At 57.4% G+C, this 26,994-nt stretch carries 25 protein-coding genes; 21 read left to right on the forward strand and 4 right to left on the reverse strand.

Annotated elements, in window-relative coordinates:
• Position 1 precedes the first annotated feature (1 nt).
• Together flhB and HU724_RS08440 are read left to right on the forward strand one after the other, a co-directional pair.
• Positions 2-1,141 carry a flagellar biosynthesis protein FlhB gene (gene flhB / locus HU724_RS08435; RefSeq protein WP_076566597.1) on the forward strand — a complete coding sequence of 380 codons (1,140 nt, stop codon included), beginning with the start codon at positions 2-4 and terminating at the stop codon, positions 1,139-1,141.
• Positions 1,142-1,438: 297 nt separating this feature from the next.
• Complete coding sequence (locus HU724_RS08440) at positions 1,439-2,104, forward strand: hypothetical protein (protein ID WP_186565988.1); 666 nt, start codon at positions 1,439-1,441, stop codon at positions 2,102-2,104.
• A 133-nt stretch (positions 2,105-2,237) separates the two neighbouring features.
• Here HU724_RS08440 and HU724_RS08445 read toward each other — a convergent pair whose 3' ends face one another.
• On the reverse strand, positions 2,238-3,587 hold the full coding sequence (locus tag HU724_RS08445) for a hypothetical protein (RefSeq protein WP_186565986.1): 1,350 nt from the start codon (positions 3,585-3,587) through the stop codon (positions 2,238-2,240).
• 350 nt (positions 3,588-3,937) lie between these two features.
• Between HU724_RS08445 and HU724_RS08450 the strand changes: the two genes are divergently transcribed.
• The 3 genes from HU724_RS08450 to HU724_RS27735 all read left to right on the forward strand — a co-directional run bounded on the left by HU724_RS08450 (position 3,938) and on the right by HU724_RS27735 (position 5,197).
• Positions 3,938-4,360 (forward strand): hypothetical protein, encoded by a 423-nt coding sequence (locus HU724_RS08450; RefSeq protein WP_186565984.1) that lies wholly within the window; start codon positions 3,938-3,940, stop codon positions 4,358-4,360.
• A 73-nt stretch (positions 4,361-4,433) separates the two neighbouring features.
• The gene (locus HU724_RS08455; RefSeq protein WP_186565982.1) at positions 4,434-4,937 is read left to right on the forward strand and encodes a cytochrome D1 domain-containing protein; all 504 of its coding nucleotides are present in this window, start codon (positions 4,434-4,436) and stop codon (positions 4,935-4,937) included.
• Positions 4,934-5,197, forward strand: a complete 264-nt coding sequence (locus tag HU724_RS27735; protein WP_186565981.1) for a YncE family protein — start codon at positions 4,934-4,936, stop codon at positions 5,195-5,197. The genes HU724_RS08455 and HU724_RS27735 overlap by 4 nt, the downstream gene beginning before the upstream one ends.
• Positions 5,198-5,324: 127 nt before the next feature.
• Here the strand turns inward: HU724_RS27735 and HU724_RS08465 are convergent, their stop codons facing one another.
• On the reverse strand, positions 5,325-5,684 hold the full coding sequence (locus tag HU724_RS08465; protein WP_186565979.1) for a DUF6124 family protein: 360 nt from the start codon (positions 5,682-5,684) through the stop codon (positions 5,325-5,327).
• Between the two features lie 621 nt (positions 5,685-6,305).
• On the opposite strand from HU724_RS08465, the gene flhA reads away from it, so the two are divergent.
• The 16 genes from flhA (at position 6,306) to HU724_RS08545 (ending at position 24,377) form a co-directional block, all read left to right on the forward strand.
• The gene (gene flhA / locus HU724_RS08470; protein WP_016771062.1) at positions 6,306-8,435 is read left to right on the forward strand and encodes a flagellar biosynthesis protein FlhA; all 2,130 of its coding nucleotides are present in this window, start codon (positions 6,306-6,308) and stop codon (positions 8,433-8,435) included.
• A gap of 11 nt (positions 8,436-8,446) precedes the next feature.
• Complete coding sequence (flhF, locus tag HU724_RS08475; protein ID WP_024012117.1) at positions 8,447-9,787, forward strand: flagellar biosynthesis GTPase FlhF; 1,341 nt, start codon at positions 8,447-8,449, stop codon at positions 9,785-9,787.
• Positions 9,788-9,903: 116 nt separating this feature from the next.
• Positions 9,904-10,734, forward strand: a complete 831-nt coding sequence (gene fleN / locus HU724_RS08480; RefSeq protein WP_016771060.1) for a flagellar synthesis regulator FleN — start codon at positions 9,904-9,906, stop codon at positions 10,732-10,734.
• The gene (gene fliA / locus HU724_RS08485; protein WP_016771059.1) at positions 10,731-11,471 is read left to right on the forward strand and encodes an RNA polymerase sigma factor FliA; all 741 of its coding nucleotides are present in this window, start codon (positions 10,731-10,733) and stop codon (positions 11,469-11,471) included. Before fleN ends, fliA begins: the two co-directional genes overlap by 4 nt.
• A gap of 167 nt (positions 11,472-11,638) precedes the next feature.
• Positions 11,639-12,010, forward strand: coding sequence for a chemotaxis response regulator CheY (locus HU724_RS08490; RefSeq protein WP_161986607.1), 372 nt, complete (start codon positions 11,639-11,641; stop codon positions 12,008-12,010).
• An 18-nt stretch (positions 12,011-12,028) separates the two neighbouring features.
• Positions 12,029-12,817 (forward strand): protein phosphatase CheZ, encoded by a 789-nt coding sequence (locus tag HU724_RS08495; protein WP_016771058.1) that lies wholly within the window; start codon positions 12,029-12,031, stop codon positions 12,815-12,817.
• 53 nt (positions 12,818-12,870) lie between these two features.
• On the forward strand, positions 12,871-15,141 hold the full coding sequence (locus HU724_RS08500; protein WP_186565977.1) for a chemotaxis protein CheA: 2,271 nt from the start codon (positions 12,871-12,873) through the stop codon (positions 15,139-15,141).
• Between the two features lie 49 nt (positions 15,142-15,190).
• Positions 15,191-16,318 carry a protein-glutamate methylesterase/protein-glutamine glutaminase gene (locus tag HU724_RS08505; RefSeq protein ID WP_186565975.1) on the forward strand — a complete coding sequence of 376 codons (1,128 nt, stop codon included), beginning with the start codon at positions 15,191-15,193 and terminating at the stop codon, positions 16,316-16,318.
• Positions 16,318-17,058, forward strand: a complete 741-nt coding sequence (locus tag HU724_RS08510) for a flagellar motor protein (RefSeq protein ID WP_016771055.1) — start codon at positions 16,318-16,320, stop codon at positions 17,056-17,058. The genes HU724_RS08505 and HU724_RS08510 overlap by 1 nt, the downstream gene beginning before the upstream one ends.
• An 11-nt stretch (positions 17,059-17,069) precedes the next feature.
• Positions 17,070-17,960, forward strand: a complete 891-nt coding sequence (gene motD / locus HU724_RS08515; protein WP_186565973.1) for a flagellar motor protein MotD — start codon at positions 17,070-17,072, stop codon at positions 17,958-17,960.
• 43 nt (positions 17,961-18,003) lie between these two features.
• A complete protein-coding gene (locus tag HU724_RS08520) occupies positions 18,004-18,792 on the forward strand; it encodes a ParA family protein (protein WP_024012121.1) in 789 nt (262 codons plus the stop codon).
• 90 nt (positions 18,793-18,882) lie between these two features.
• Positions 18,883-19,836, forward strand: a complete 954-nt coding sequence (locus tag HU724_RS08525; protein WP_186565971.1) for a CheW domain-containing protein — start codon at positions 18,883-18,885, stop codon at positions 19,834-19,836.
• A 90-nt stretch (positions 19,837-19,926) separates the two neighbouring features.
• A complete protein-coding gene (locus HU724_RS08530; protein ID WP_016771050.1) occupies positions 19,927-20,412 on the forward strand; it encodes a chemotaxis protein CheW in 486 nt (161 codons plus the stop codon).
• A 1-nt stretch (position 20,413) separates the two neighbouring features.
• A complete protein-coding gene (locus tag HU724_RS08535; RefSeq protein WP_130911972.1) occupies positions 20,414-20,809 on the forward strand; it encodes a DUF2802 domain-containing protein in 396 nt (131 codons plus the stop codon).
• A 198-nt stretch (positions 20,810-21,007) separates the two neighbouring features.
• Positions 21,008-22,648 carry a hypothetical protein gene (locus tag HU724_RS08540; RefSeq protein WP_186565969.1) on the forward strand — a complete coding sequence of 547 codons (1,641 nt, stop codon included), beginning with the start codon at positions 21,008-21,010 and terminating at the stop codon, positions 22,646-22,648.
• Between the two features lie 85 nt (positions 22,649-22,733).
• Positions 22,734-24,377, forward strand: coding sequence for a hypothetical protein (locus HU724_RS08545; protein WP_186565967.1), 1,644 nt, complete (start codon positions 22,734-22,736; stop codon positions 24,375-24,377).
• Positions 24,378-24,457: 80 nt separating this feature from the next.
• On the opposite strand, the gene HU724_RS08550 is transcribed toward HU724_RS08545, so the two are convergent.
• Both HU724_RS08550 and HU724_RS08555 read right to left on the reverse strand, forming a co-directional pair.
• Positions 24,458-25,105, reverse strand: a complete 648-nt coding sequence (locus tag HU724_RS08550) for a hypothetical protein (protein WP_186565965.1) — start codon at positions 25,103-25,105, stop codon at positions 24,458-24,460.
• 52 nt (positions 25,106-25,157) lie between these two features.
• Positions 25,158-26,882 carry a hypothetical protein gene (locus HU724_RS08555; protein ID WP_186565963.1) on the reverse strand — a complete coding sequence of 575 codons (1,725 nt, stop codon included), beginning with the start codon at positions 26,880-26,882 and terminating at the stop codon, positions 25,158-25,160.
• Between the last annotated feature and the right edge of the window lie 112 nt (positions 26,883-26,994).

Here is a 26,994-nt window from a genome sequence, read left to right on the forward strand (position 1 = left end):
CATGGCAGAGAGCGAGAGCGGTCAGGACAAGACAGAAGACCCCACGGAGAAACGCAAAAAGGACTCCCGTGAGAAGGGTGAGATTGCCCGCTCCAAAGAGCTCAACACTCTGGCCGTGATGATGGCCGGTGCCTCTGCGCTGCTGATCTTCGGCGGCATGCTCGCGCAAGAAATGATGGACGTGATGCGCCTGAACTTCACCCTGTCCCGCGAAGTGGTGATGGACCAAGGCGCGATGGGCCGGTTCTTGCTGGAGTCGGGCCTGATCGCCTTGCTGGCGATTCAGCCGGTGATGATCACCCTGTTGCTCGCCGCCATCATCGGGCCGATTTCCCTGGGTGGCTGGCTGTTCGCCGCAAAGTCGCTGGCGCCCAAATTCAGCCGGATGAACCCGGCCGCCGGCCTCAAACGCATGTTCTCGTTCAAGGCTGTGGTCGAACTGCTCAAGGCCCTGGCGAAGTTTTTGATTACTCTGGGTGTGGCACTGTTGGTGCTGTCCGCCGACGTCGATGATCTTCTGCGCATCGCCCACGAACCACTGGACATGGCGATCATTCACAGCGTCCTGCTGGTGGGCTGGAGCACGCTGTGGCTGGCCTGCGGCCTGATCATCATCGCCGCTGTCGACGTACCGGTGCAGCTCTGGGAAGCGCACAAGAAACTGCTGATGACCAAGCAGGAAGTGCGCGACGAGCACAAGGACCAGGAAGGCCGCCCGGAGGTCAAACAACGCATCCGTCAGACTCAACGCGAAATGTCCCAGCGGCGCATGATGGCAGCGATTCCCGAAGCCGACGTGGTCATCACCAACCCGACCCACTACGCCGTCGCGCTCAAATACGACTCGGAAAAGGGCGGCGCCCCGGTGCTGCTGGCCAAGGGCAGCGACTTCATCGCCCTGAAAATCCGCGAAATCGCCGTGGCCAATAACGTCATGCTGCTTGAGTCGCCCGCGTTGGCGCGCTCGATCTATTACTCAACTGAGCTTGAGCAGGAAATTCCTGGCGGGCTGTATCTGGCAGTGGCGCAGGTATTGGCCTACGTCTACCAGATCCGCCAACACCAGGCGGGCAAGGGCAAGCGGCCGGATCCGTTGAAGGATGATTTGCCGATTCCGCCGGATTTGCGTCGGGATTCCTGACGTTGTTTGCAGCCGTTGGGTATTGAGCACCTGATCGTCTCATCGCGTACACAGCCGAAAACGAAGAACCCGCCGCCCCGATTTAACGGGGCAGCGGTTGTTTATGCCTGCACATATGCGGGTCGGCTCCTGCAGTGGTCATTGCGGCGGGGGGGGTATTGATCGTGCCTACGCTCTGCGTGGCAATGCCGTTGGTCTGGAAAGGCCTTGAACCTGTCAACTCTGACAGTAGACGGGGAGCTGTCCATAGCAGCGAAATAGTGGGCGGACATTTTCCGTACCCTGGAGAGCAAGATCATGGCAGAGCGTATTTACCGAAAGCTTGAGGGCATGGGGCTGAAATTTGTTTCAGGACGACTGGAGCAGAATACACAGGAGCGGACCATCGGTTACACCGTCACTTTCGAGATGAATCTGGACTTCACCCATTTCAAGCAGATGGCCAATCAATATATCCCGAACTATCTCGACAGCCGCGCCAACGCGATCAGGCCTGAGCTGGATGGTTTGGCTGGCCACAATTCCTACAACCTGTTGGGGGAGGGGGAAAATATCGGTGGCAATCAGGCGTTGTTCGCACTCTTCACCTCCCCCGAAAATTACAACGATCAATGGGCGACCGGTCCTAAACGGCGGGTGCGTTATGGCAAACCGCAGTTTGTGCAGGACGGGCAAAAGCTAAGCGTGACTGCACGCAGAGACTTCAGATCGCTGGATGACACTGCTCAGATCGAACTCGGGGAGTTGCCGGTCATTCAGTTTCATTGGGAGCTCAATCTACTGCAAAGTGATCTGGCGGCTCCGGGAGTCACTGCGCCAGTGACGAAGGTTGTGTTGATGTACATGAATGAGGACTTCGTTGAAGTCGAAGGTGAGCAGCTTTTTCGGGGAACACTCTACATTGACCGCAATCGGCTCGGCTTCGGCAATATTGCGCCCGATCAGATCCTGACCGCGCAATAACCTGCGTTAAAAAACGCCGTCCCGGTTGCGCGGTGCGGCGGTTTTTTATGCCTGAAACATGGCTTGGCTGTAAGGCTGCTTAGATCGACAATGGCAGCCACCGCCAAGGCGCACAATCCGACGGAGTAGTCGCTCAGCCAAGGTCTACTCTCAACGTGACTGTGAGTTCAGTGTCCTCCTTGAGTTCTTTCAGCCACTGCACCGGGGCCGCCACCGACAACCCATCCGGCGCATCGTTGGGCTCTCCTGACCTCACGTCAGTGCTGACCGGATTGCCATTCTTGTCGATGCCGCTACAGGTAACCCAGACTGGCTGCCCTGGTTTGAACGACGTCCATTGCTGCGCGAGGATCAGCGCACCTGCCGGTAGTTGTTGGACGTTCAATTCCTTGCTGACGTTGCCTGCGATGTTCGGCGTCGGCAAACGCGAGTCCTCATCGGCGATCTTGTTAACGTCAAACTCCACCACCGCAGATTCCCCGGCTGGCATTCCAGCGCGAATCAATTTCCACTGAAACTCAATCGACTTCCCACGCCATGCCGCCAGATAGGTGGCGCTCAATAAAATCTCTGCGACCCCTCCCTCGAAATCCACCAGCTCAAATGGCGGCGCACCCACCGGCGCATTCAACTGGACGAACTGAGCCTTATCGCCTTGCTGTGCTGTGAAATCTTTGATCTGCAGCCACACTCCGTTCGGATAAACCAAGACATCGATCGGGCTCACAGCGGGTGGCGCCAGGGTGGGCTGTGGCAGCAATGGCCGAGGTTTTAAGTGCACGTTGATAGTCAATGGCAGCGAAACAGCCGAGGCGTTAGTCAGATAATCGACCACGTAATAAGTGAACCGGAACGCGGGGGCATCACCCGCTTGTTCAAACACTGATCTGGGGATCGGGATATTGATACTGGCTGGAACGGGTGGGAGTGGCGAAGTGGTCTCAGGCATCAGTTGATGCCTGAAAAGGTAGCCTTCGCAGTCCACATGGATTCGGTCGTACCAATTAACTCTGTTATAGCTAACGGTCAAAAAAAACTTGTCCGCTTCGTCGGGACCGACACTGGTATGGCTGGCCTTGAGTGTCAGCACCGGCGGCGTGCCACCGGGCGGAAGGCTATGGTAGAGCAGCTTCAGTTCCGGGGTAGGCACCTCATCCTGGGAGATGCGCTTGATACCAAAGCGAACCTTGTTGAGAGGTGAATGAAAACGTCCGGCCGGAATAAATAACGATGTGTCTTCTGCTTCTTCTCCCTCTTTGATAGTCGTGTTAGCTACCAGCTCATCATTGAGATAAAGCCTGACCCCATCGCTTTTTTGCTGAGTGAGATAGGCAAGCATGATCATTTCGAATCCTGCCTCATCCTTTCCGTCTGCAATGGATACGCCGCCATGATAGTTCTCATTGGCGGGTTGCAAATCAATCATCTCAGGCGCATAGGGCGGGGACAGCCGGACGGTTTTAGGTTCACGCTTGCATTCCATGATGAATCTCCAAGCTACGTTGCGGGTTGGCTTGCAGATATGTAGTTCCAGAAAAGTCTTTTAGTCACCTGTCAAACCTGACAGGTAGGGGCGTGTTTCCGACGAGTGGCTATTTGAGCGGCAGTCCGATAATTACGCCGAAGCCAGGGGCGGGGGTGTGTAGCGCATGGAATCGTTCGGAAGATTGAACCGATCCCAGAGCATCGGTCGGTCAGACGAATTTTTGGATGCGTGGAGGGCTACCATTCGTCGGATTTAACTGCCTACCTGTAATTTCTGACAGTAGACAAATCTCCGGTTCGGGAGTGTAAATGCCTGTACCACACTCATGCTGAACAGGACGCTCTCCCATGGCTAATCAGACCTCGAGTTCCCCGGATACCTGTAACGCAGGTACTCCGGTGCTCTTTCCAAAGCGCACCTATACGATCACTTCAAAAAGGTATGGTGAGCCGACGTTCATCAATGGGCCCTATACCGCTGCGCCGGGTGGGCCGCTCAAGCATATTGCATTGCTCGTGACTTCCGGCAGCAATACGCCAGTTGTCGATGCTCATGTCAGTCTGACGATTCCGGACGGCTTCAAATACGCCAATGGTCTCAGTGGCAAGCGCGACTTTATCACCGACGATGACGGCATTCTTCGCGTCGGCGGCATCACAGGCGCGCCTGTGCCCGGTCCCTACACCTTGATCGCTTCCAGTGGTGATAAGACCGCCAAGGCAGATGTGACGGTTACTGGGTTGGCACAGATCGCTGATATCCCCCTCTAAGGTTCTCACAGAGCAATGGAGATCAGCCCGGACGGTACCCGATTGTATAAGCTATGGTCTCCAAACGTTTTCGGTGATTGATACGGCTACAAATGAAACTCTGGCGGATATCCCGCTCGGTTTTAACCCGGCTGAGATAGCTATCAGCACTGACGGTACCCGTGCTTATGTCGTCAGCTTTGATCGACCAACTGTCTCGGTGATTGATACGGCGACGCACCGGGTCTTGAGAAGTTTCGCCACTGTGACCGAGTCGAGAGGGGTTGCTGTCAGCCTGGACGGAACCCTGATTTATGTCGGCAATTATTCAAGCGACACGGTTTCCGTTATTGAAACCGCTACGGGGCGGACCCTGACGACGATCCCGACCGGCACGAACGCGGAAAAGGTGGTCCGCAGCCCGGATGGCAAATGGGTTTACGTTGGCAACCTGAGAGCCGAAACGGTTTCTGTAATCGACACAGCGACGAATCGAGTCGAGGCGAATATCGAGGTTGGAGACAGTCCGAACGGTATGGCCTTCAGCCCCGACGGCGCTTGGGTCTGTGTCGGCGTTATGGCGACATTGTCTCGGTGATCAATACGGCGACAAAGAAAGTAGAGAACACCATTGAAGTGGGAGAGTGGCCGAGCCACATCGTTTTTAAGCCGGATGGCAATGTCTTTTTCGTCACCAACCAGATCAGTCAAACGCTCTCAGTGATCGATACGGCGACGAGTGACGTCAGGAGTATTCCTTTGCAATTCAAACCTCATACGATCGTCGCCAGCTTGGATGGTAGCCGCCTTTATGTCGGCGCCGCTGATAGAGGTTTGATTTCAGTGATGAAAATTTAGTCTGGATCGTTCCCACGCGCGGCAAAGGCATGTATCCAGGAAGATTCAGCGCTCGGCTCTGGATGGGGCGCGGAGCGTCCCGGGCTGCATTCCCACGCGGGAGCGTGGGAACGATCATTGGGCCGACCTACTGCGGCAACTCCAGATTATCCAGCACCCGATTCACCGCCAATTCCCCGAGCATGAACAGTTGCGCGATGCCCATCAGCGTTCGGCGCTGGGATGGTTTCACCAGTCCGGCGAATTCCTGGGCGATGGTTTTGGCCGAGGCGAGGGTTTCGCAGGCGTTGGCCAGCAGGTCTTCGTTTTTTGTGTCGGCGGTGACGGCGTACATGGCGCGGGGGCTGAACGGCGGTGGGGTGGAGCCGGGCGGGCAGAGGTAGTGGTCGAGGGCGCGGTCGGCGGCTTGGTGGAGTTTTTTTGAATCGAGGGATTCGTAGGGGGAGGTGGGGTCGGATTCGGGTGGGTTGGGTGTTGGTTTGATCATGGTGAAGCTCCTTTGAAGTGGAGCCGCTACAACCTGTCGCTAAACAGGACGGGTGGCGGCTGTACGCGGGTTAGCGAACCGGTCAAAGGCACCCGGCAGACCCGAAGGTCTCCCGCATACAGCCACCATGACGAAATCGCGAACATACAGATCCGCAACGAAGCCTGGAACGCTGATGCACCTTTGACATGAGTTCGAGTCGCTAAACCCGATCGCTGATTCGTCAGCGACCGGACCACAATAGAACCCGGGCCCCAGGTGCACAAGCCGGCGGATTCTGGCTTGGCTGTAGGCAATGGCGCAAGGATTTGTAGCCTTGAGACCGTGTCTGCAGGTGTCTTTTAAACGGCTTCGTTTAAATCGAAAAAAATGCGCCGTATTCGAAGGCCTCTTCGCGTGCAGGCTCGCTCCCACAGGGGCCGTATTCCAAATGTCCGATTGGGAATGCATTCAAACTGTGGGAGCGAGCCTGCTCGCGAAGGGGCCAGCCCAATCAGCCGACAATCCCAAGTAAAACCGCTCTATTTCATTCCCCGGCAAAAGTTGGAAAGCTTCTTGCAATAGCCGCCCTGCGTCCGTTCGGGGCGTCAAAAGTTTGCTTTAAAGGAACGGGGAAAACCGGTGGATCGCACTCAGTTATTCAATACAGCACGCACCAACGTTGCCGACCTCAGTCGAGGCAATCTGGGCGTGCCGTTGCTGCTGCTGGTCATGCTGGCGATGATGATGTTGCCGGTACCGCCGTTCCTGCTCGACGTCTTCTTTACCTTCAACATCGCTCTGTCGATCGTCGTCCTGCTGGTCTGCGTGTATGCGCTGCGGCCGCTGGATTTCGCGGTGTTCCCGACCATTCTGCTGGTGGCGACGCTGCTGCGTCTGGCGTTGAACGTGGCCTCGACGCGGGTGGTGATGCTCCACGGTCAGGACGGCCACGCCGCCGCCGGTAAGGTGATTCAGGCCTTCGGTGAGGTGGTGATCGGCGGTAACTACGTGGTCGGTATCGTGGTCTTCGCGATCCTCATGATCATCAACTTCGTCGTGGTGACCAAGGGTGCCGGGCGGATTTCGGAGGTGAGCGCGCGTTTCACCCTCGATGCGATGCCTGGCAAACAAATGGCGATCGACGCCGACCTCAACGCCGGCCTGATCGACCAGAATCAAGCCAAGTCGCGCCGTCAGGAAGTCGCCCAGGAGGCGGAGTTCTACGGTTCGATGGACGGTGCCAGCAAGTTCGTCCGTGGTGACGCGATCGCCGGCCTGCTGATTCTGTTCATCAACCTTATCGGCGGCATGGCGGTTGGTATCTTCCAGCACGGCATGAGCTTCGGCGATGCGGGCAAGGTTTACGCCTTGCTGACCATCGGTGACGGTTTAGTGGCGCAATTGCCATCACTGTTGTTATCTACAGCAGCGGCGATCATGGTGACCCGTGCTTCCGGCTCGGAAGACATGGGCAAGCAGATCAACCGCCAGATGTTCGCCTCGCCGAAAGCGCTGGCCGTGGCCGCTGGTTTGATGGCGGTGATGGGCCTGGTGCCAGGCATGCCGCACTTCTCCTTCCTGAGCATGGCGGCGCTGGCTGCGGGCGGCGCATACCTGTTCTGGAAGAAGCAGAACGTCGCCAAGGTTGTGGCGCTGGAAGAGGTCAAGCGTCAGCAGGAACTGCTGCCGTCGCCAGCCCGGGCCATGGAAACCAAAGAGCTGGGCTGGGACGACGTCACACCGATCGACATGATCGGCCTCGAAGTCGGCTATCGCCTGATTCCGCTGGTGGACCGCAATCAGGGTGGACAATTGCTCGCGCGGATCAAGGGTGTGCGCAAGAAGCTCTCGCAGGATCTGGGCTTTTTGATGCCGACCGTGCACATCCGCGACAACCTCGATCTGGCGCCGAGCGCTTACCGCCTGACGCTGATGGGCGTGATCCTCGCCGAGGCCGAGATCTACCCGGATCGCGAACTGGCGATCAACCCGGGCCAGGTCTACGGTTCGCTCAACGGTATCAACGCCAAAGATCCGGCTTTTGGCCTGGAGGCGGTGTGGATCGAAATCAGCCAGCGTGCGCAGGCGCAATCGCTCGGCTACACCGTGGTCGATGCGAGCACCGTGGTCGCCACGCACTTGAACCAGATTCTGTACAAGCACTCCAGTGAGCTGATCGGCCACGAGGAAGTGCAGCAACTCATGCAATTGCTGGCCAAGAGCTCGCCGAAACTGGCGGAAGAGCTGGTGCCGGGCGTGGTTTCGCTGTCGCAGTTGCTCAAGGTCCTGCAAGCGCTGCTCGCCGAGCACGTGCCGGTGCGCGACATTCGCAGCATTGCCGAGGCGATCGCGAACAACGCTGCCAAGAGTCAAGATACCGCCGCGCTGGTCGCCGCTGTGCGGGTCGGCGTATCCCGTGCAATCGTCCAAAGCATTGTAGGCACTGAGTCCGAGCTGCCTGTAATCACATTGGAACCAAGGTTGGAACAGATATTGCTCAATAGTCTGCAGAAGGCAGGACAAGGCTCGGAAGAGGGCGTTCTGCTGGAGCCGAGCATGGCCGAGAAGCTGCAGCGTTCGTTGATCGAAGCGGCCCAGCGTCAGGAAATGCAAGGCCAACCGGTGATCCTGCTGGTGGCAGGCCCGATTCGCGCGATGCTCTCGCGCTTCGGCCGCCTCGCAGTGCCAGGCCTGCATGTGCTGGCCTACCAGGAAGTACCGGACAACAAGCAAGTGACCATCGTTGCGACAGTAGGGCCCAACGGCTGAGGTAGTGGTTTATGCAAGTTAAGCGTTTTTTCGCCGCCGATATGCGTCAGGCCATGAAGCTGGTTCGCGATGAGCTGGGCGCTGATGCCGCCATCATCGGCAACCGCCGCATTGCCGGCGGCGTCGAGTTGACGGCGGCTCTGGATTACAAACTGTCGGCGCTGGCGCCACGGGTTCCGAACATGGAACTCGAAGACGAGCTGCGCAAGACCCAGTCGCGCATCGTCACCGCCCAGGCCGAGCTGAGCCTGCGTGGCGAAGCCGACGGCAACACCAATCAGCAGTTGTTCGCCGGGCTGCCGTTGACCGCAGGCCTGCCGCTGACTGCTGCCGAACCGCTGAGCGAGCCGACCTACGCCGCACCGACGCGCCCGGCCGCAGCGCCTGCGCAGGCCTCGGCGGGTGTCGATCCGCGTGCGCTGGATTCGATGCGTTTTGAATTGAACAGCCTGCGCGAGCTGATGGAAGTGCAGCTCGGCACCCTGGCCTGGAATCAGTTGCAAGGCAGCCGTCCGGCCCAGGCCAATCTGTATCGCCGTCTGCAGCGCATCGGCCTGTCCGGCCCGCTGTCGCGCGATCTGCTGGCGATGATCACCGATATCGAAGAACCCCGTCAGGCCTGGCGCATGCTGCTCGCGCACCTGGCGCGGATGATTGCCGTACCGGAAGTCGAGCCGCTGGAAGAGGGCGGTGTGATTGCCATGGTCGGCCCCGCCGGCATGGGCAAGACCACCACGCTGGCCAAGCTCGCCGCGCGTTACGTGCTCAAGTACGGCGCGCAGAACGTCGCACTGGTGAGCATGGACAGCTTCCGCATCGGCGCGCAGGAACAATTGAAAACCCTCGGGCGCATTCTTAACGTGCCGGTAACGCACGTCGATCCGGGTCAGTCGCTGGTGCAGGCATTGGATCCACTGCTACGCAAGCGCGTGGTTTTGATCGATACTGCCGGCCTGCAAGCCAGTGATCCGGCGTTGCGCATGCAGCTTGAGAGCCTGGCCGGGCGTGGCATTCGCTCAAAAAATTATCTGGTCCTGGCAACCACCAGCCAGAAACAGGTTCTAACCGCCGCTTATCACAGTTACAAGCGTTGCGGGCTGGCCGGCTGCATCCTGACTAAACTGGATGAAACGGCCAGTCTCGGCGAAGTGTTGAGCCTGGCGATCAGTCATGAATTGCCGGTCGCGTATCTGACCGATGGCCCACGGATTCCGGATGATCTGCATCTGCCGCGCCGTCATCAACTGGTCAGCCGCGCCGTCAGCGTGCAAATGCAGGAAGAACCCAGCGAAGAAGCCATGGCTGACATGTTCGCTGATATCTATCACAGCCCGACCAAGCAGGTTGGCTGAGGTAATCATGAACAGTTTTTGTACCTACATCGATGGTCTGCCACGCATTGTTCCGATCAGGAACGCGCAGCCAGTAATGTGGCCTCCGTCTATGCAAGACAAGGTAAAGAAATAACATGGGCAGCATGCATCCCGTACAGGTGATCGCGGTGACCGGCGGCAAAGGTGGCGTCGGCAAGACTAACGTGTCAGTGAACTTGTCGCTGGCGCTGGCAGAGCTTGGCCGTCGGGTCATGCTGCTGGACGCCGACCTGGGCCTGGCGAACGTCGACGTTCTGCTGGGGCTGACACCCAAGCGCACACTGGCCGACGTCATCGAAGGCCGTTGCGAACTGCGCGACGTGCTGTTGCAGGGCCCGGGCGGGATTCGCATCGTGCCGGCGGCCTCCGGCACGCAGAGCATGGTGCACCTGAGCCCGGCGCAGCACGCCGGCCTGATCCAGGCGTTCAGCGACATCGGCGACAATCTCGACGTGCTGGTGATCGACACCGCTGCGGGTATTGGTGACTCGGTAGTCAGTTTCGTTCGTGCCGCCCAGGAAGTGTTGCTGGTGGTCTGCGACGAGCCGACTTCGATCACCGACGCTTACGCGCTGATCAAGTTGCTCAACCGCGACTACGGCATGAACCGCTTCCGCGTGCTGGCCAACATGGCGCAGAGCCCGCAGGAAGGGCGCAACCTGTTCGCCAAGTTGACCAAGGTCACGGATCGCTTCCTTGACGTCGCCCTACAATACGTCGGCGCCGTGCCGTACGACGAAAGCGTGCGCAAAGCGGTGCAGAAGCAGCGCGCCGTCTACGAAGCCTTTCCCCGTTCCAAGTGCGCGCTGGCCTTCAAGGCCATCGCCCAGAAGGTCGACACCTGGCCGCTGCCGGCCAACCCGCGCGGGCATCTGGAATTTTTCGTCGAGCGTCTCGTGCAGCAAACCGCAGGGCCTGTGATATGACCGCCAGTGGCATGAATCTTTACAAAAAGTCGGCGCGTGACGCGCAATACGAATTGATCGAGCGCTACGCGCCACTGGTCAAGCGCATTGCCTATCACTTGCTGGCGCGCCTGCCGGCCAGCGTGCAGGTCGAAGACCTGATCCAGGCCGGGATGATCGGTTTGCTGGAAGTCTCGACCAAATACGACGCCAGCAAAGGCGCCAGTTTCGAAACGTACGCGGGCATTCGAATCCGCGGCGCGATGCTCGATGAAGTGCGCAAAGGGGATTGGGCGCCACGCTCGGTTCACCGTAATACCAGGATGGTCAGCGACGCGATTCGCTCGATTGAAGCTAAAACCGGCCGTGACGCTAAAGATCACGAGGTTGCGGCCGAACTCCAATTGAGTCTCGACGATTACTACGGGATTCTGAATGACACCTTGGGCAGTCGCCTGTTCAGTTTCGACGACCTGTTGCAGGACGGCGAACACGAAGGGCTGCACGAGGATGGCGCGAGTGCTCATATGGAGCCGTCACGCGATCTGGAAGATGAACGCTTCCAGGCGGCGCTGGCGGACGCGATTGCCAATTTGCCGGAGCGTGAGCGACTGGTGTTGGCGCTGTACTACGACGAAGAGCTGAACCTCAAGGAAATCGGTGAAGTCCTTGGCGTCAGTGAATCGCGGGTCAGCCAGTTACACAGCCAGTGCGCGGCCCGTCTGCGGGGGCGTTTGGGGGAGTGGCGAGCGCGCTGAAGGCAGTGTGGGGACACTGCGAAACGAGGCTGGTGCGGTGATGAACGGCGCCGGTCTCGATCCGTTGTGCTCCAGACAAACTTCGAGTGCTATGCCGATTGATTGAAGTGGCGCGTCCAGGTGCTGGGCGCGTTTAAGACTGCTTGGAGGTCGAATTGAACAAAGACATGAAAATCCTCATCGTTGATGACTTCTCAACGATGCGGCGGATCATCAAGAACCTGCTGCGCGATCTTGGGTTCACCAACACCGTCGAGGCCGACGATGGCGTAACCGCCATTCCGGTGCTCAACAGCGGCAGCATCGACTTTCTGGTAACGGACTGGAACATGCCGGGCATGACCGGTATCGACCTGCTGCGTCACGTGCGCGCCGATGAAAAACTCAAGCACCTCCCGGTGTTGATGGTGACTGCTGAAGCCAAGCGCGAGCAGATCATCGAGGCCGCTCAGGCCGGTGTGAACGGTTACGTGGTCAAACCTTTCACGGCTCAAGCGTTGAAAGACAAAATCGAGAAGATTTTCGAACGCATCGGCTGATGAATGCGCGGGGGAGCTATGGAGCATAACGAATCATCACAGGGCGATTTCGAATCGACCCTGAAAAAACACGCGGTCGAACTGGTCGAGAGCCTTGAAAAAGGCAAGTTCGGCGACGCGGTGCAACTGATCCATGAGCTCAATCAGACCCGTGACCGCGGCCTGTATCAGGAAGTGGGCAAGCTCACACGTGAACTGCACAGTGCGATCGTCAATTTCCAGATTGATCCGCACATGCCGCAGGCCGAGGAAGTGTCGCAAATCACCGACGCCACCGAGCGCCTGGGCTATGTGGTCAAGCTGACGGAAGCCGCGGCCAACCGCACCATGGATCTGGTGGAAAGCGCCACGCCGGTGGTCAACAGTCTCGCTGATGAAGCGCAGACGTTGAGTGCTGATTGGGGTCGCTTCATGCGTCGCGAGGTCGGGGCTGAAGAGTTCCGTGAACTGGCGCGCCGGGTCGACGGTTTTCTGTCACGCAGCAGCACGGACAACCGTGCGGTGTCGAGCAACCTCAACGACATCCTGCTGGCTCAGGATTACCAGGACCTCACAGGTCAAGTGATCAAGCGTGTGACCCAACTGGTCACCGAAGTCGAAAGCAATCTGCTCAAACTCGTGCTCATGGCCAGTCAGGTCGACCGCTTTGCGGGCATCGAACATGACCGCGCCGCAATGCTTGCTGAAAAAGATCCACAAAAACATCTCTCGCAGGGTGAAGGTCCGCAGATTCATGCCGATAAACGAGAAGACGTTGTGTCCGGTCAGGACGATGTGGACGATTTGTTATCCAGCCTTGGATTCTAGAGTTTCGGAATTCGGGTTTTTTGGGTTTTTAGACCTGTAGGAGCACCCCATTAATGAGCTTCGGCGCCGATGAAGAGATCCTTCAGGATTTCCTGGTTGAGGCCGGCGAGATTCTTGAGCAACTGTCCGAACAACTGGTCGAGCTGGAAAGCCGCCCGGATGATGCAGATCTGCTCAATGCAATTTTTCGCGGTTTCCACACTGTAAAAGGGGGCGCCGGCTTCCTTCAGCTCAATGAGCTGGTGGAGTGCTGTCACATCGCCGAAAACGTGTTCGACATCCTGCGCAAGGGTGAGCGTCGCGTTGATGCAGAACTGATGGACGTGGTGCTCGAAGCACTGGACGCGGTGAACAGCATGTTCAGCGAAGTCCGTGAACGTGCACCGATCACCGCTGCGACGCCGGAACTGCTGGCCGCGCTGGCGCGTCTGGCCGAGCCGCAATCGGCGGATGAAGCCGTGGCCGCACCGGTAGAAGTGGTGGAAGAGCCGGTGGCCGAAAGCGCATCGGACGACATTACCGATAACGAATTCGAACAACTGCTGGACTCGCTGAATGCCGTCAAGGCTCAGGCCGAGGCCCCGGCTGCTGCTGTTGCTCCGGCGCAGGTTGCCGACACGGCCGCCAGCGATGAAATCACCGACGCGGAGTTTGAATCGCTGCTCGATCAGCTGCACGGCAAAGGCCAGTTCGCTGTCGATGCGGTCGCTCCGGCGCCAGCAGCAGCGGCTCCGGCCGCGCCTGCTGCAGGCGACAGTTCGGACATCACCGACGACGAATTCGAAGCCTTGCTCGATCAGTTGCACGGCAAGGGCAACTTCGCCGTTGACGCGCTGGAATCGGCCATTGCTTCGGCGCCGGCAGCCCCTGCTGCACCGGCAGCCGCTGCGGCCGGCAGCGACCTGATCAGCGATCACGAATTCGAATCGCTGCTCGACGAATTGCACGGCAAAGGCAAGTTTGACGCCAGCGCTGCGACTGCTGGCTCTGCCTCGAGCGTCGCCACGCCAGCGGCGAAAGCTCCGGCTGCTGCTGCGCCGAAACCTGCGGCCAAGCCTGAGCCGAAAGCCGAGGCGCCGAAACCGGCCGCCGCTGCTGCACCGGCTGCGGCTCGCGCTCCTGCGACACCGCCCGCGGAAAAACCGGCCAGCGAAGCGGAAACCACCGTACGCGTCGACACCGCGCGGCTCGACGAGATCATGAACATGGTCGGCGAGCTGGTGCTGGTGCGTAACCGTCTGGTGCGCCTGGGCCTCAACAGCGGCGACGAAGCCATGTCCAAGGCCGTGTCGAACCTCGACGTGGTCACCGCTGACCTGCAGACCGCCGTGATGAAGACGCGGATGCAGCCGATCAAGAAGGTCTTCGGGCGCTTCCCGCGTCTGGTTCGCGACCTCGCACGCCAACTGAAGAAAGAGATCAACCTGGAACTGGTGGGTGAAGAAACCGACCTCGACAAAAACCTTGTCGAGGCCCTGGCCGACCCGCTGGTCCACTTGGTGCGCAACGCTGTCGACCACGGCATCGAGTCGCCGGAAGAGCGCGAAGCATCGGGCAAGGCCCGTGGCGGTCGCGTGGTGCTGGCGGCCGAGCAGGAAGGCGACCATATCCTGCTGTCGATCTCCGACGACGGCAAAGGCATGGACCCGAACGTGCTGCGCGCCATTGCGGTAAAACGCGGCGTGATGGACAAGGACGCGGCCGATCGCCTGAGCGATACCGAGTGCTACAACCTGATTTTCGCCCCGGGTTTCTCGACCAAGACCGAGATCTCCGACGTGTCCGGCCGTGGTGTCGGCATGGACGTGGTGAAGACCAAGATTTCCCAGCTCAACGGTTCGATCAACATCTATTCGACCAAGGGCCAGGGTTCGAAGATCGTCATCAAGGTGCCGCTGACCCTGGCGATCATGCCGACGCTGATGGTCATGCTCGGCAATCAGGCGTTCGCGTTCCCGCTGGTCAACGTCAACGAAATCTTCCACCTCGACCTGTCGACCACCAACGTCGTCGACGGTCAGGAAGTGGTGATCGTGCGCGACAAGGCGCTGCCATTGTTCTACCTCAAGCGCTGGCTGGTCAGCTCCGCCGCTCACGAAGAGCAGCGCGAAGGCCATGTGGTGATTCTTTCGGTGGGCACACAGCGGATCGGCTTCGTCGTCGATCAGCTGGTCGGCCAGGAAGAAGTGGTCATCAAGCCATTGGGCAAAATGCTCCAGGGAACTCCGGGCATGTCCGGCGCCACCATCACCGGTGACGGCCGCATTGCGCTGATTCTCGATGTTCCAAGCATGCTCAAGCGTTACGCCACAAAGCGTATTTGAATCCGGGGCGGCGGCGCGATGACGCGCCGCTGCACCTAATGGAGTGTTTATGGCAGTCAAAGTCCTGGTGGTGGACGATTCGGGTTTTTTCCGCCGCCGCGTCTCGGAAATTCTTTCGGCGGATCCGAGCATCCAGGTGGTCGGTACGGCCACCAACGGTAAAGATGCGATCGATCAGGCCATGGCCCTCAAGCCTGACGTGATCACCATGGACTACGAGATGCCAATGATGGACGGCATCACGGCAGTGCGGCACATCATGCAGCGCTGCCCGACCCCGGTGTTGATGTTCTCCTCGCTGACCCACGAAGGCGCGCGGGTAACCCTCGATGCGCTGGACGCCGGCGCGGTGGATTTCCTGCCGAAGAATTTCGAAGACATCTCGCGCAATCCCGAGAAGGTCAAGCAGCTGCTGTGCGAGAAAGTCCACAGCATTTCGCGCAGCAACCGTCGTTTCAGTGCCTACAGCGCGCCGGCTCCCGCCGCTGCGCCAGCGCCGACGCCTGCTCCGGCAGCGTCGAGCTACGGCAGCCCTGTCCCGGCACGTCCGGCGCCTGCGCCAGCGCCTGCTCGCGCATCCGCTGCCAGTGCTTCGTCGTCGGCGCCGAAACGCAAAGCCTACAAACTGGTTGCCATCGGCACTTCGACGGGCGGCCCGGTCGCACTGCAACGCGTGCTTACGCAGTTGCCGGCGAACTTCCCGGCGCCGATCGTGCTGATCCAGCACATGCCGGCGGCGTTCACCAAAGCGTTTGCCGAGCGCCTCGACAAGCTCTGCCGCATCAGCGTCAAGGAAGCCGAGGATGGCGACATCCTGCGTCCGGGCCTGGCGCTGCTGGCACCGGGTGGCAAGCAGATGATGATCGACGGCCGTGGCGCGGTGAAGATTCTGCCGGGTGACGAACGTTTGAATTACAAGCCGTGCGTGGACATCACGTTCGGTTCGGCGGCGAAATCCTACGGCGACAAAGTTCTGGCAGTGGTGTTGACCGGCATGGGCGCCGACGGCCGCGAAGGCGCGCGTCTGCTCAAGCAGGGCGGCAGTTCGGTGTGGGCGCAGGACGAAGCAAGCTGCGTGATCTACGGCATGCCGATGGCCATCGTCAAAGCCGATCTTGCTGACGCGGTGTACGGTCTTGACGACATCGGCAAGCACATCGTCGAGGCGTGTATCTGATGGATGTTCTCAGCCTTATCGGCCTCATCATGGCGTTCGTCGCCATCATCGGCGGCAACTACCTTGAAGGCGGCCACCTCGGCGCGCTGGCCAACGGCCCGGCGGCGTTGATCGTACTGGGCGGCACGGTCGGTGCCGCGCTGCTGCAATCACCGATGAGCGCGTTCAAGCGCGCCATGCAGATTCTCGGCTGGATCTTCTTTCCGCCGCGTGTCGACCTGGCCGGCGGCATCGACCGCGTGGTCAATTGGAGCCTGACGGCGCGCAAGGAGGGCCTGCTCGGCCTCGAAGGCGTGGCCGACGCCGAACCTGACAGCTACTCGCGCAAGGGTCTGCAACTGCTGGTCGACGGCGCCGAGCCGGAAGCCATTCGCAGCATTCTCGAAGTGGATTTCTACACCCAGGAATCCCGCGATATCGAAGCGGCCAAGGTCTTTGAAAGCATGGGCGGCTACGCGCCGACCATCGGCATCATCGGTGCGGTGATGGGCCTGATTCACGTGATGGGCAACCTTGCTGATCCGTCGCAACTGGGTAACGGCATTGCCGTGGCGTTCGTCGCGACCATCTATGGCGTAGCCAGTGCCAACCTGATCCTCTTGCCGGTCGCGGCCAAGCTCAAGTCCATCGCGTTGCGGCAGTCGCGTTATCGCGAAATGTTGCTGGAAGGAATTCTGTCGATCGCCGAAGGTGAAAACCCTCGTTCCATTGAGTTGAAGCTGCAAGGCTTCATGGACTAAGGGAATACCTCATGGCTCGTCGTCGCCACCAGGAAGAACACGTCAATCACGAGCGCTGGCTCGTGTCCTACGCGGATTTCATCACTTTGCTGTTCGCGTTTTTCGTGGTGATGTACTCGATCTCGTCGATCAACGAAGGCAAGTACAAGGTCATTTCCGAAGCGCTGATCGGCGTATTTACCGACTCCGATCGCTCGCTCAAACCGATTCCGATCGGCGACGAACGACCGAAAACCGTGACCCCGGCCAAGCCGCTGGTCAAGGATGCCGAGCAGGTCGACGCCGGTATTTCCGGGGCCAGCGATCCGCTGAAAAGCATCGCCGATGACATCAGTGCCGCCTTCGGTGACTTGATCAGCTCCAACCAGATGACCGTGCGCGGTAACGAGTTGTGGGTCGAGATCGAGCTCAATTCCAGCCTGTTGTTTGGCAGCGGCGACGCCATGCCGAGCGACATCGCGTTCAACATCATCGACAAGGTCGCGGCGATCCTCAAACCGTTCGACAACCCGATCCACGTTGAAGGTTTCACCGACGACCAACCGATCCGCACCGCGCAGTACCCGACCAACTGGGAACTGTCCTCGGCGCGTTCGGCGAGCATCGTGCGCATGCTCGCCATGCAGGGTGTAGACCCTGGGCGACTGGCGTCGGTGGGCTACGGCGAATTCCAGCCAGTGGCCAACAACGCCACGGTCGAAGGCCGGGCGAAGAACCGTCGCGTGGTGCTGGTAGTGTCGCGCAATCTCGATGTGCGCCGCAGCCTCACCGGTACCGGAACCGCCAATGCGCAACCGGATGCGGCGTTGAAGCGCGCTGGCACACAAACTGCACCGACCCCGGTCAAGACGCCGGGACGCGAGAGTGCCGTCAATTCTCCGTCGCCCGCATTAACACGCTGAAGCATGTCTCGGCCAGCCAATCTGGCCGGGAGGAACGAACTGAATGAGAGTCTGGGCAGTCGCCAATCAAAAGGGTGGTGTCGGTAAAACCACATCCTCCATCGCTCTAGCCGGATTGCTGGCCGAGGCGGGCAAGCGCGTGGTTGTGGTCGATCTCGATCCGCACGGCTCGATGACCAGCTATTTCGGCTACGACCCCGACAGCCTGGAACACAGCAACTACGACCTGTTTCTGCACAAGGGCAGCGTGCCGCAAGGCCTGCCGGGGCAGTTGCTGCTGTCGACCAGCGACGAACGCATTTCCCTGCTGCCATCAAGCACCGCACTGGCCACCCTTGAGCGACAGTCACCGGGGCAGAGTGGCCTGGGCCTGGTGATCGCCAAGAGTCTGGCGCAACTGTGGCAGGACTTCGATTACGCGATCATCGACAGCCCGCCGTTGCTCGGTGTGCTGATGGTCAACGCTCTCGCGGCGAGCCAGCAACTGGTGATCCCGGTACAGACCGAGCACCTCGCCGTGAAAGGTCTGGAGCGCATGGTCAACACCCTGGCGATGATCAATCGCTCGCGCAAACAGCCGCTGCCGTTCAGCATCGTGCCGACGTTGTTCGACCGCCGCACGCAGGCGTCGATGGGCACCTTGCGCGTGCTGCGTGACAAATTCCCCGACGATATCTGGCACGGCTACATCCCGGTCGATACTCGTCTGCGCGACGCCAGCCGGGCGGGCGTCACGCCTTCGCAATTCGACGGCAAGAGTCGTGGCGTGCTGGCCTACCGCGCGTTGCTCAAGCACCTGCTCGCGCAGCAACTTGTTCCGCAGGTGGCCTGAGATGATTTCGATCCGCTTGCCCGAACCCTGTGGGAGCGAGCCTGCTCGCGAAGCAGACAACGCGGTTTCCCTGTCAGGCGCTGATCACCGATGAACCGCCCAGTGAAACTCACGTCACGTCCGCAACAGGCCTTGCAGTCCTATCTGGAAGACCTGCTGCTCGACTTGCCCGAGGACTTGCCTGCGCCGGTCGAAGTACTGCCGCCAGTCGTCGAACAGGCGCAGCCTGAAGTGGTGGAAAGCACCGAGGCCATGGACGAGTTCCAGGCCGCGGTGCTGGAAGAGCAGGCCCGTGACGCGCAGAAATCCGTCGCTCCGATTGCCGCGCCTGCTGCTGCCCCCGTGGCCAAAGCACCGGTGGTGCTGATCGACGAACCGCGCGCGCCACTGTCGACACTGGCGCCGCTGCTGCAAACACAATTATTGACCGTGCCGGAACCCGAACCGGAGCCAGAACCCGCGCCGCAGATTGCTGAGCCGCAGGTGCTGGTCCCGCCGTTGGTGGAAGTGCACCTGCCGCCGAACAACCCGCCGCCACCGGTCGAGCCCGATGGCCGTCCGGCCTGGGCTGCCGAAGCCTTCGAATGCTTGCTGTTCGATGTTGCCGGGCTGACCCTGGCGGTGCCGCTGGTGTGCCTTGGCTCGATCTATTCGCTGGCCGGCCACGAGCTGACGCCGCTGTTTGGCCAGCCGGAATGGTTCCTCGGGATTCTGCCGAGCCAGGCCGGCAATCTGAAAGTCTTGGACACCGCGCGCTGGGTCATGCCGGATCGCTACCGCGATGACTTCCGGCAGGGCCTGCAATACGTGATTTCGGTACAAGGTTACGAGTGGGGGCTGGCGGTGCATCAGGTCAGCCGCTCGTTGCGTCTGGACCCGAATGAAATCAAATGGAGAAGTCACCGGGGTCAGCGGCCATGGCTCGCCGGCACCGTGATCGAGCACATGTGTGCATTGCTTGACGTATCCGCACTGGCCGAGTTGATCGCCAGCGGCGGGGCAAAGCACTTGAGTGGCAACAAGCCGCTACATAAACCGACATAGCAGCCGACATAACAATCAGGCGATGGCATTTTCCAGTGCCACCACACAGAACACACACCGCCCGGGGCGGTTTTTTCGAGGGGTCAGGGTATGAGTAGTCAGGCGTCGAATGCAAAAGGTTCTGAAGATCCGATCCTGCAATGGGTGACCTTCAAACTGGATAACGAAACCTACGGCATCAACGTGATGCGCGTGCAGGAAGTGCTGCGCTACACCGAGATCGCGCCGGTGCCGGGTGCACCGAGCTACGTGCTGGGCATCATCAACCTGCGCGGTAACGTGGTCACCGTGATCGACACCCGTCAGCGCTTCGGCCTGCACAGCGGCGAGATCAGCGACAACACCCGTATCGTCATCATCGAAGCCGACAAGCAAGTCGTCGGGATCATGGTCGACAGCGTCGCCGAAGTGGTTTACCTGCGTCAGTCGGAAATCGAAACCGCACCGAACGTCGGTAACGAAGAATCGGCCAAGTTCATCCAGGGCGTGTGCAACAAGAACAACGAGCTGCTGATTCTGGTCGAGCTGGACAAGATGATGAGCGAAGAAGAATGGTCGGAACTGGAGAGCATCTGATTTGATTCTCGAGGTTGCGGTAATTGTTCTGTTCCTGTTCTGGGCCGGCACGCTGGCGATGTTCGTCTCGTACATCAAGGCGCAGCGAGTGATCGCTGCGCAGCAGGCCCAGGGTGATGCGCTGCGTGATCAGCGCATCAAGGACCTGGCCAAACGCGTCGACGACTACCAGAACGGCAACGTGCGCATGGGCGAGGCCCTGCACGAGTTGCGCGCGGTGGTAAGCCCGTTGCCGGACAAGATCGTTGCACTGGAACAACGCGACCCGTCGAGCCTGTCATTCGCCCAGGCGGCGAAACTGGTGGGCATGGGCGCGAGTGTCGATGAACTGACTCAGTCGTGCGGGTTGACCCAGGCTGAGGCGGAGTTGATGCGCAAGCTTCATAAAAACAGCTAGGAGCTTCGAGCTTCGAGCAAGATCAAAAGATCGCAGCCTTCGGCAGCTCCTGCATAGTTATCATGTAGGAGATGCCGAAGCCTGCGATCTTTTTATTTTGTGCGCGAAGGACCGTTTGTCGGGACTGTCAGATCTGACAGTAGATAACAACCTTCGATGCTCAACATACTCAAGATGAAATCTCATCAGGGTGTGAGTATGAAACTCTTACTGTTCTTGACTTTAGTTTTTTCCGCTGCTGTTAATGCCATGTCTGGTTCGGCGTTAGTGGCAGACTTGAATACAAAATATCAAAACAATGTTGCGCAGTGTTCAAATGGCACTCCTGCCTACTATTGTTCTGGTGTTCTTTTGCGGGCGGTAGACTACAGCGCATTTTTCAAATTCTGGGATTATGGTTCGCAGGCCGAAAAACTTGGATCCGTTGCATTCACTTATATCCGCTCGGATGTTGGCAGTACTGCACTTAATGGGAACAGAAAAAGCGGTTTTATCTTGAAAGATCAGACTTCAGCATTGGCGGTGGGTAAGGCTGTAAGTCTGCGTTGTATTTTCCCTTTCCCGACCGAATCACTCAATGAACGGGCAGATCACGGTTGTGGGTTCGCACCGAAAGTGGCGCAAGGGGATCCTGATCTTGCCAATTGTGCAAAGTTATGGGGCTCTCCCACTACGGCTGCGGCATGGTTGAAAAATTTCAAGGAACATGATTCTTTGCCAAAGAACCAATGTTCGTTAAGTACGGTTGTCGCTGCGCAATTCAAGGCTAGTCTGGAAGCTCACAAACTCGTGGATGCAGCGTGGACGGCCAAACCCACTGAGGTTCTGGTTGAAACCTGGGATGAAAGCAAGCCTGAGAAACTTCCAATCGAGGCCTTGTTTTACGAGGCTTCTGTGCCGGGTAAATTGGCGGACGCACAGAAATTCCAACGGGAATACTACTTGGAAACGTCGTTGTATGTGCCAGTCGTGAGACTAAATCTGGCGGCACCGGATGCCAATATATTCAGCTACTCCGTTTCTGATCAGGTATTTGGTCAAGCGGCAGCCGAACGCCTCAACACTAAATATGCCAACGTGACAAACAACTGTGAAGGGCGGGCTGCTTATTATTGTAGTGGTGTGATTATCAGGGTCACCGGAACCAGCCCTAAATACCACGCATGGGATCCGAGTCCAAACTCAATAAAAATGGGGGGAGTTTCGTTTTCCTTTTTGCGAAAGGATTTGGGCATCGAAATTTTGGTATGGAGCGAAATTCAAGGATTTATTTTCAAGGATTTTGACACGGCCGAGAGATTGGGAAGTTATCCGACACCTTTGTTATGTTCTTATCCCTCGGATGCCAATACATCCAGTCGACCAACCGAAAGAGGGTGTGGGCCGAATACGTTCTACCCACAAACCAGCCGTTCATGTCCCGAAGTGGGTGTGACGACATTGGCGCAATGGCAAGTTCATTATCGTTCGGTAGGTGGATCGGGTTATTTCTCTCAGCGAAACAGAAATCAATGTGGGTTTACAGCTGATAAGGATCAGTTTGCATTAAGTCTACAAGCTCGGAATAACTTCGAGCGGCCTGTGGAAGAACGCCCGTACCATAACGAGGTCATGTTGAAAACTTGGCCGGAGGGCATACCCAAGCAATTACCTATTGCTGCTTTTTTTTACCTGTATAAACAAACTCGTGCAGTGGGGGTGGAGGGGGCGAAATACGCGCAGCAAGATTATTTTAATGTGACAGGCGATTTGTTACCGGTCATACGAGTGACCCTGGTCGATGGCGCACCGACCGCATTCAGTTTTCATGAAAACGAGCAGTCGGAGATTTGGGAGTAGGCTTTCGTAATGCTTGATGGTTTTCTAGTTTTTTCGGGTGATGACACCTCTTCGCATCTCTGTTGTATTCTCGAGGGTGAAAGAAATGAAATGTCTATTATTTTTGCTCGCGTTATTTGTCGCGAAAGCCAGTGCCATGTCTGGTCCTGCGTTAGTGGCGGATCTAAATGCAAAATATCAAAGCGATGTCAAGCAGTGTTCAAATGGAACGCCTGCGTATTATTGTTCCGGTGTTCTTTTGCGTGCGGTGGACTACAGCACATTCTTCAAGTTTTGGGATTATGGTTCGCAGGCGACAAAGCTTGGCTCCGTTGCCTTCACATATATTCGTTCGGATGTGGGTAGTACTGCACTTAACGGAAACAGAAAAAGTGGTTTCATCCTGAAAGACCAGACTTCATCGATAGCCGCCGGTAAGGTATTGAACCTGCGTTGCATATTTCCTTTCCCGACCGAATCACTCAACGAGCGGGCAGATCACGGTTGTGGGTTCGCACCGAAAGTGGCGCAAGCGGATCCTGATCTTGCCAATTGTGCAAAGTTATGGGGCTCTCCCACTACGGCTGCGGCATGGTTGAAAAATTTCAAGGAACATGATTCTTTGCCAAAGAACCAATGTTCGTTAAGTACGGTTGTCGCTGCGCAATTCAAGGCTAGTCTGGAAGCACACAAACTCATGGATGCAGCGTGGACGGCCAAGCCCACTGAGGTCCTGGTTGAAACCTGGGATGAAAGCAAACCTGAGAAACTTCCAGTCGAGGCCGTGTTTTACGAGGCGTCGGCGCCGGACAAACTGGCTGACGCGCAAAAATTTCAACGCGAGTATTATCTTGAGACGTCTTTGTACGTCCCTATTGTGAAAATCAATATGGCAGCAGCCAACAAGCAGATATTCAGTTTTGATGCCAAAGATCAACGATTTGGTCAGTTGGTCGCTGAAAGGCTGAATAGCCGATACAACAATATTTCAAACAACTGTAGCGGAAAGCCTGCGTATTATTGCAGTGGTGTGATAGTGCGTACCACTGGGGCCAAGCCGTCTTACCATTCCTGGAACCCTAGCCCTACGGCAATCAACAAAAAAGGGGTTCCTTTCTCGTATTTGCGGAAAGATTTAGGCATTACAACACTGGCGTGGGGAGATCTTCACGGTTTTATTTTCAAGGATTTCGCGACTGCGGAGCGCTTGGGTACCTATCCGATTAATCTACTCTGCTCATTTCCAACCGACGGGGGTAGTTGGAATCGTGCAGAGACGGGCGGTTGTGGTGCATATAACACTTACCCAACCAATAGCCGCTCGTGCCCCGAGGAAGAGGTAGACACCCTCGCTAAATGGATTACTCATTATCGGTCAGTTCCTGGATCAAGTTACTGGTCGGAGAAAAATAAGCATCAGTGTGGTTTTATTTCAAGTGTCGCGCAGTTTGCGTTAAGTCTTACGGTGAGAGCCAGTCTTGAAACTGAGAGCGAGCGTGTGCATCACAATGAAGTGGTTCTTTCGCTGTGGCCGCAGGATATTCCAAAGCAGTTACCACTGGCCGCGTTTTTCTATCTTCAACATCAGAGCGATGGTGCTGGTGTGATCGGCGCGAAATATATTCAGCAGGATTATCTCAATATGACCGGTGATGTATTGCCTGTTATCAGGGTAGATCTCGCACCCGGGGCTGCTACTGTTTTCAGTTTTCACGAGAGCGATCAGGCAGCGACGGTGAAGCGACGTTAATTGCGCTCGACGCGATTGAGGTTAAAAAGGCATAAAATTTGAGTTGTCTGCACTTTATGCCTTTTTTTTTTGGTGGGTGTTCAAAGCATAACGCGCAACACACGAGAAAACATGAGGTTATCATTAGAGCCGGAGCGGTGAAGGCTGTAGTTTATCGATACGATTTTTCCTGCGTTCTCTGTTATCCAGTTTGCTGGAATGCTAAAAGCCATCGACGAACTATTTTGAATCGGCTGACTCTCGGTATCCCGGACCACCACGCCATGCCACCTTACTCTTACGGTGTAACCGGAAGCCATGTTCAAGAACTTGACTGTTACATTCTTCCTGTCAGCAGACAGTCGCGGCTCACTGAGATCAAATATTTGTGGGTCGATACTCAATGATAGTGCTTTGGAAATAAGCAGCGGCGCGTCAAGGCTCAAGCGGACGCTGTAGTTGGCTGTGACAAGGCTGCCAATGGAATCGATAACTTCCAATCGAGGTATTCTAAAGTTAAGCTTCCCGGGGATGCTTACGGTCAGTGTTTCGGTGTCATATTTATAGCGGCCATTTGTCCAGCGTACCCTCACGGTTTGCCCGCCGAGCATGCCGACGTAGTGTGGCACCTGCACATTGACATGTGTGCTGTTATAAACGTCGTTGAAGTTCAGTCGTTTACCGTCAGCACCGTAGGCCTCCAGAACTTTGGGGGCAGTAAGGTCCAATGCATTGAGTTCAGTACTCATCTCTTTAACTCCTTTTGGGGACATCAAGTGCGCGGCGGGTTGCCTGCACTGCTTACAGCTCTACTCTCAATACCTGAGAGAACTGGCTTTGCTCATCGATACCGATCTGATTCACGCTGTAGTTGATCAATACGGTTTTTCCTTTGTTTTCTGATACCCAGTCCGCGGGGATTGAAAACTCTGCAGTGACCCCTGTTTTCATATCCTGCCATTGCGTCCGGCGGGTGATGATTCCGCTGAAACGGACGCGTGCCTGATATCCGTTGGCCATTGCCGGATATCGCACCGTCACTGTGGTTTGGTCGGGGGTAAGCCTTGGAGGGGGCAGCACGAACGCCTGAGCGTCTACCGCCAGGCTAAGCGGATCAGATCGGTGCAATGGACCGTTCGGGTAGGTACGTACCGTGAAACTGACGGGAACGGTACTGCCTATGGAATCCACAACTTCCATGCGTGGAACGTTCAGGTTCATTGCGCCAACGGCTGTCACCGCTGTGATTGCACTGTCGTAGACATGCCGCGCGGACGCGTAACGGACACGAATGGTCTGCCCAATCGCCATTCCTACATATTGTTCAATCTGAACCGTGATGTGCCTGGCAGTGTAGATATCGGACATTTTCAGGCGATCACCTTGTGCGCCATAGGCTTCCAGGACTTTGGCGGGCTTCAAGATGATTGTGGTTTTGACTGTGAAGGATTTAGCTTCGGACTCGGGCGATGCACTTCCACGAGCCACGCGCAAGGTGACATTGACCGCGCTTTGGTCGCTTTCGTTGGCCCAAGCCAACGGTATAGGGAACTCTAGTGTTCCGTTTCCTGAATAGGTCTTGGGCGTAGTCTCGCGCTCTATTCGCCCCTGCCAATGAACGCGGACGCTGTCGTCGGCCAATAGACCGGCACCTGAGGCAACAACCTGAATGCTGGAAAGGTAAGCAGGATCCAGTACACCTCCTTGTTCGCCTTTAACCGTCGGTGCAGGTATGCGATTCACGTTTACGCTGACTTCAGTGGGAATGGCCCAAGGGGCAAAGGCATGTGGACGGTTGCCACAGCGATCAATCACCTGGAAGGTAATTGAGTGCTTACCATCCCCCGCACGCTTGATCAGCTTCTCATCGAACAAGATTGAAATCGGATGGTTTTTCGGGTCACTTATTTGCTCAGGAGTGACGGGATAAAACATCACCTGTTCTTCATTGCCCCATCGCGCCATTATGCGGTCGAATGGCGTGATGTTCGGATAAGGTTCGATAAGCATGACAATGCCGTTTTTTGCCATTGCGGCATCGACACCCTTCCCGATATCGGGAATGAAGCTATACAACAGGCGGGGATGACCTTGTGGTTCGGGTTTATCGAGCACATCACCCGGAAGTGTTCGCTTGATCAGAATGTTGAGCTTGAACGAGTCGGCTTCGTTGTGGCTGGAAGTGATAACACGATAAAAAACCGGAAACGCCCTTCCATCCAGTATCTGGCCCGCCGGTACACGGAAAAAAACGGGGGCTGTAAGTTTTTCGGAGGTGTCGAGGATTTCCGTCAGTACGGGAGTTACGTCGTCGCCCCAGAAGAGCTGGCACCTTTGGCCTATTGCGTTATTGAACCACGGATCAACGCTGACGAGCAGATCGGCATTAAGGGGGGCGGCGCCAATGCCGCCGTGGTAACCCTCATTACCACCAATCGGTGAAATCCATGCGGGAATATCTGGTGCTCCTAGGGCCAGCGTATTGCTGTCCGTGGAGTTCTCATCGGTCTCGGGGGGCAAGGTCATCGGAGTGCTCCTGTCAGGGCAGCGCCGAGAATTATTCCATCGGGGCTGTCACTTCATCAGGCGACAACCGCGACTTTTCGCGCAACTGTCAGATCTGACAGTTGCGATGAAC

It is taken from the genome of Pseudomonas iranensis (genome assembly GCF_014268585.2).
GTDB classification, from domain to species: Bacteria; Pseudomonadota; Gammaproteobacteria; order Pseudomonadales; family Pseudomonadaceae; genus Aquipseudomonas; species Aquipseudomonas iranensis.

Excerpts from the sequence above, each read along its gene's own strand:
- flhB (WP_076566597.1), top strand. The coding sequence starts at position 2 with ATGGCAGAGAGCGAGAGCGGTCAGGACAAGACAGAAGACCCCACGGAG.
- HU724_RS08440 (WP_186565988.1), top strand. The coding sequence starts at position 1,439 with ATGGCAGAGCGTATTTACCGAAAGCTTGAGGGCATGGGGCTGAAATTT.
- HU724_RS08445 (WP_186565986.1), bottom strand. The coding sequence starts at position 3,587 with ATGGAATGCAAGCGTGAACCTAAAACCGTCCGGCTGTCCCCGCCCTAT.
- HU724_RS08450 (WP_186565984.1), top strand. The coding sequence starts at position 3,938 with ATGGCTAATCAGACCTCGAGTTCCCCGGATACCTGTAACGCAGGTACT.
- HU724_RS08465 (WP_186565979.1), bottom strand. The coding sequence starts at position 5,684 with ATGATCAAACCAACACCCAACCCACCCGAATCCGACCCCACCTCCCCC.
- flhF (WP_024012117.1), top strand. The coding sequence starts at position 8,447 with ATGCAAGTTAAGCGTTTTTTCGCCGCCGATATGCGTCAGGCCATGAAG.
- fleN (WP_016771060.1), top strand. The coding sequence starts at position 9,904 with ATGGGCAGCATGCATCCCGTACAGGTGATCGCGGTGACCGGCGGCAAA.
- fliA (WP_016771059.1), top strand. The coding sequence starts at position 10,731 with ATGACCGCCAGTGGCATGAATCTTTACAAAAAGTCGGCGCGTGACGCG.
- HU724_RS08490 (WP_161986607.1), top strand. The coding sequence starts at position 11,639 with ATGAAAATCCTCATCGTTGATGACTTCTCAACGATGCGGCGGATCATC.
- HU724_RS08495 (WP_016771058.1), top strand. The coding sequence starts at position 12,029 with ATGGAGCATAACGAATCATCACAGGGCGATTTCGAATCGACCCTGAAA.
- HU724_RS08500 (WP_186565977.1), top strand. The coding sequence starts at position 12,871 with ATGAGCTTCGGCGCCGATGAAGAGATCCTTCAGGATTTCCTGGTTGAG.
- HU724_RS08505 (WP_186565975.1), top strand. The coding sequence starts at position 15,191 with ATGGCAGTCAAAGTCCTGGTGGTGGACGATTCGGGTTTTTTCCGCCGC.
- HU724_RS08510 (WP_016771055.1), top strand. The coding sequence starts at position 16,318 with ATGGATGTTCTCAGCCTTATCGGCCTCATCATGGCGTTCGTCGCCATC.
- motD (WP_186565973.1), top strand. The coding sequence starts at position 17,070 with ATGGCTCGTCGTCGCCACCAGGAAGAACACGTCAATCACGAGCGCTGG.
- HU724_RS08520 (WP_024012121.1), top strand. The coding sequence starts at position 18,004 with ATGAGAGTCTGGGCAGTCGCCAATCAAAAGGGTGGTGTCGGTAAAACC.
- HU724_RS08525 (WP_186565971.1), top strand. The coding sequence starts at position 18,883 with ATGAACCGCCCAGTGAAACTCACGTCACGTCCGCAACAGGCCTTGCAG.
- HU724_RS08530 (WP_016771050.1), top strand. The coding sequence starts at position 19,927 with ATGAGTAGTCAGGCGTCGAATGCAAAAGGTTCTGAAGATCCGATCCTG.
- HU724_RS08540 (WP_186565969.1), top strand. The coding sequence starts at position 21,008 with ATGAAACTCTTACTGTTCTTGACTTTAGTTTTTTCCGCTGCTGTTAAT.
- HU724_RS08545 (WP_186565967.1), top strand. The coding sequence starts at position 22,734 with ATGAAATGTCTATTATTTTTGCTCGCGTTATTTGTCGCGAAAGCCAGT.
- HU724_RS08550 (WP_186565965.1), bottom strand. The coding sequence starts at position 25,105 with ATGAGTACTGAACTCAATGCATTGGACCTTACTGCCCCCAAAGTTCTG.
- HU724_RS08555 (WP_186565963.1), bottom strand. The coding sequence starts at position 26,882 with ATGACCTTGCCCCCCGAGACCGATGAGAACTCCACGGACAGCAATACG.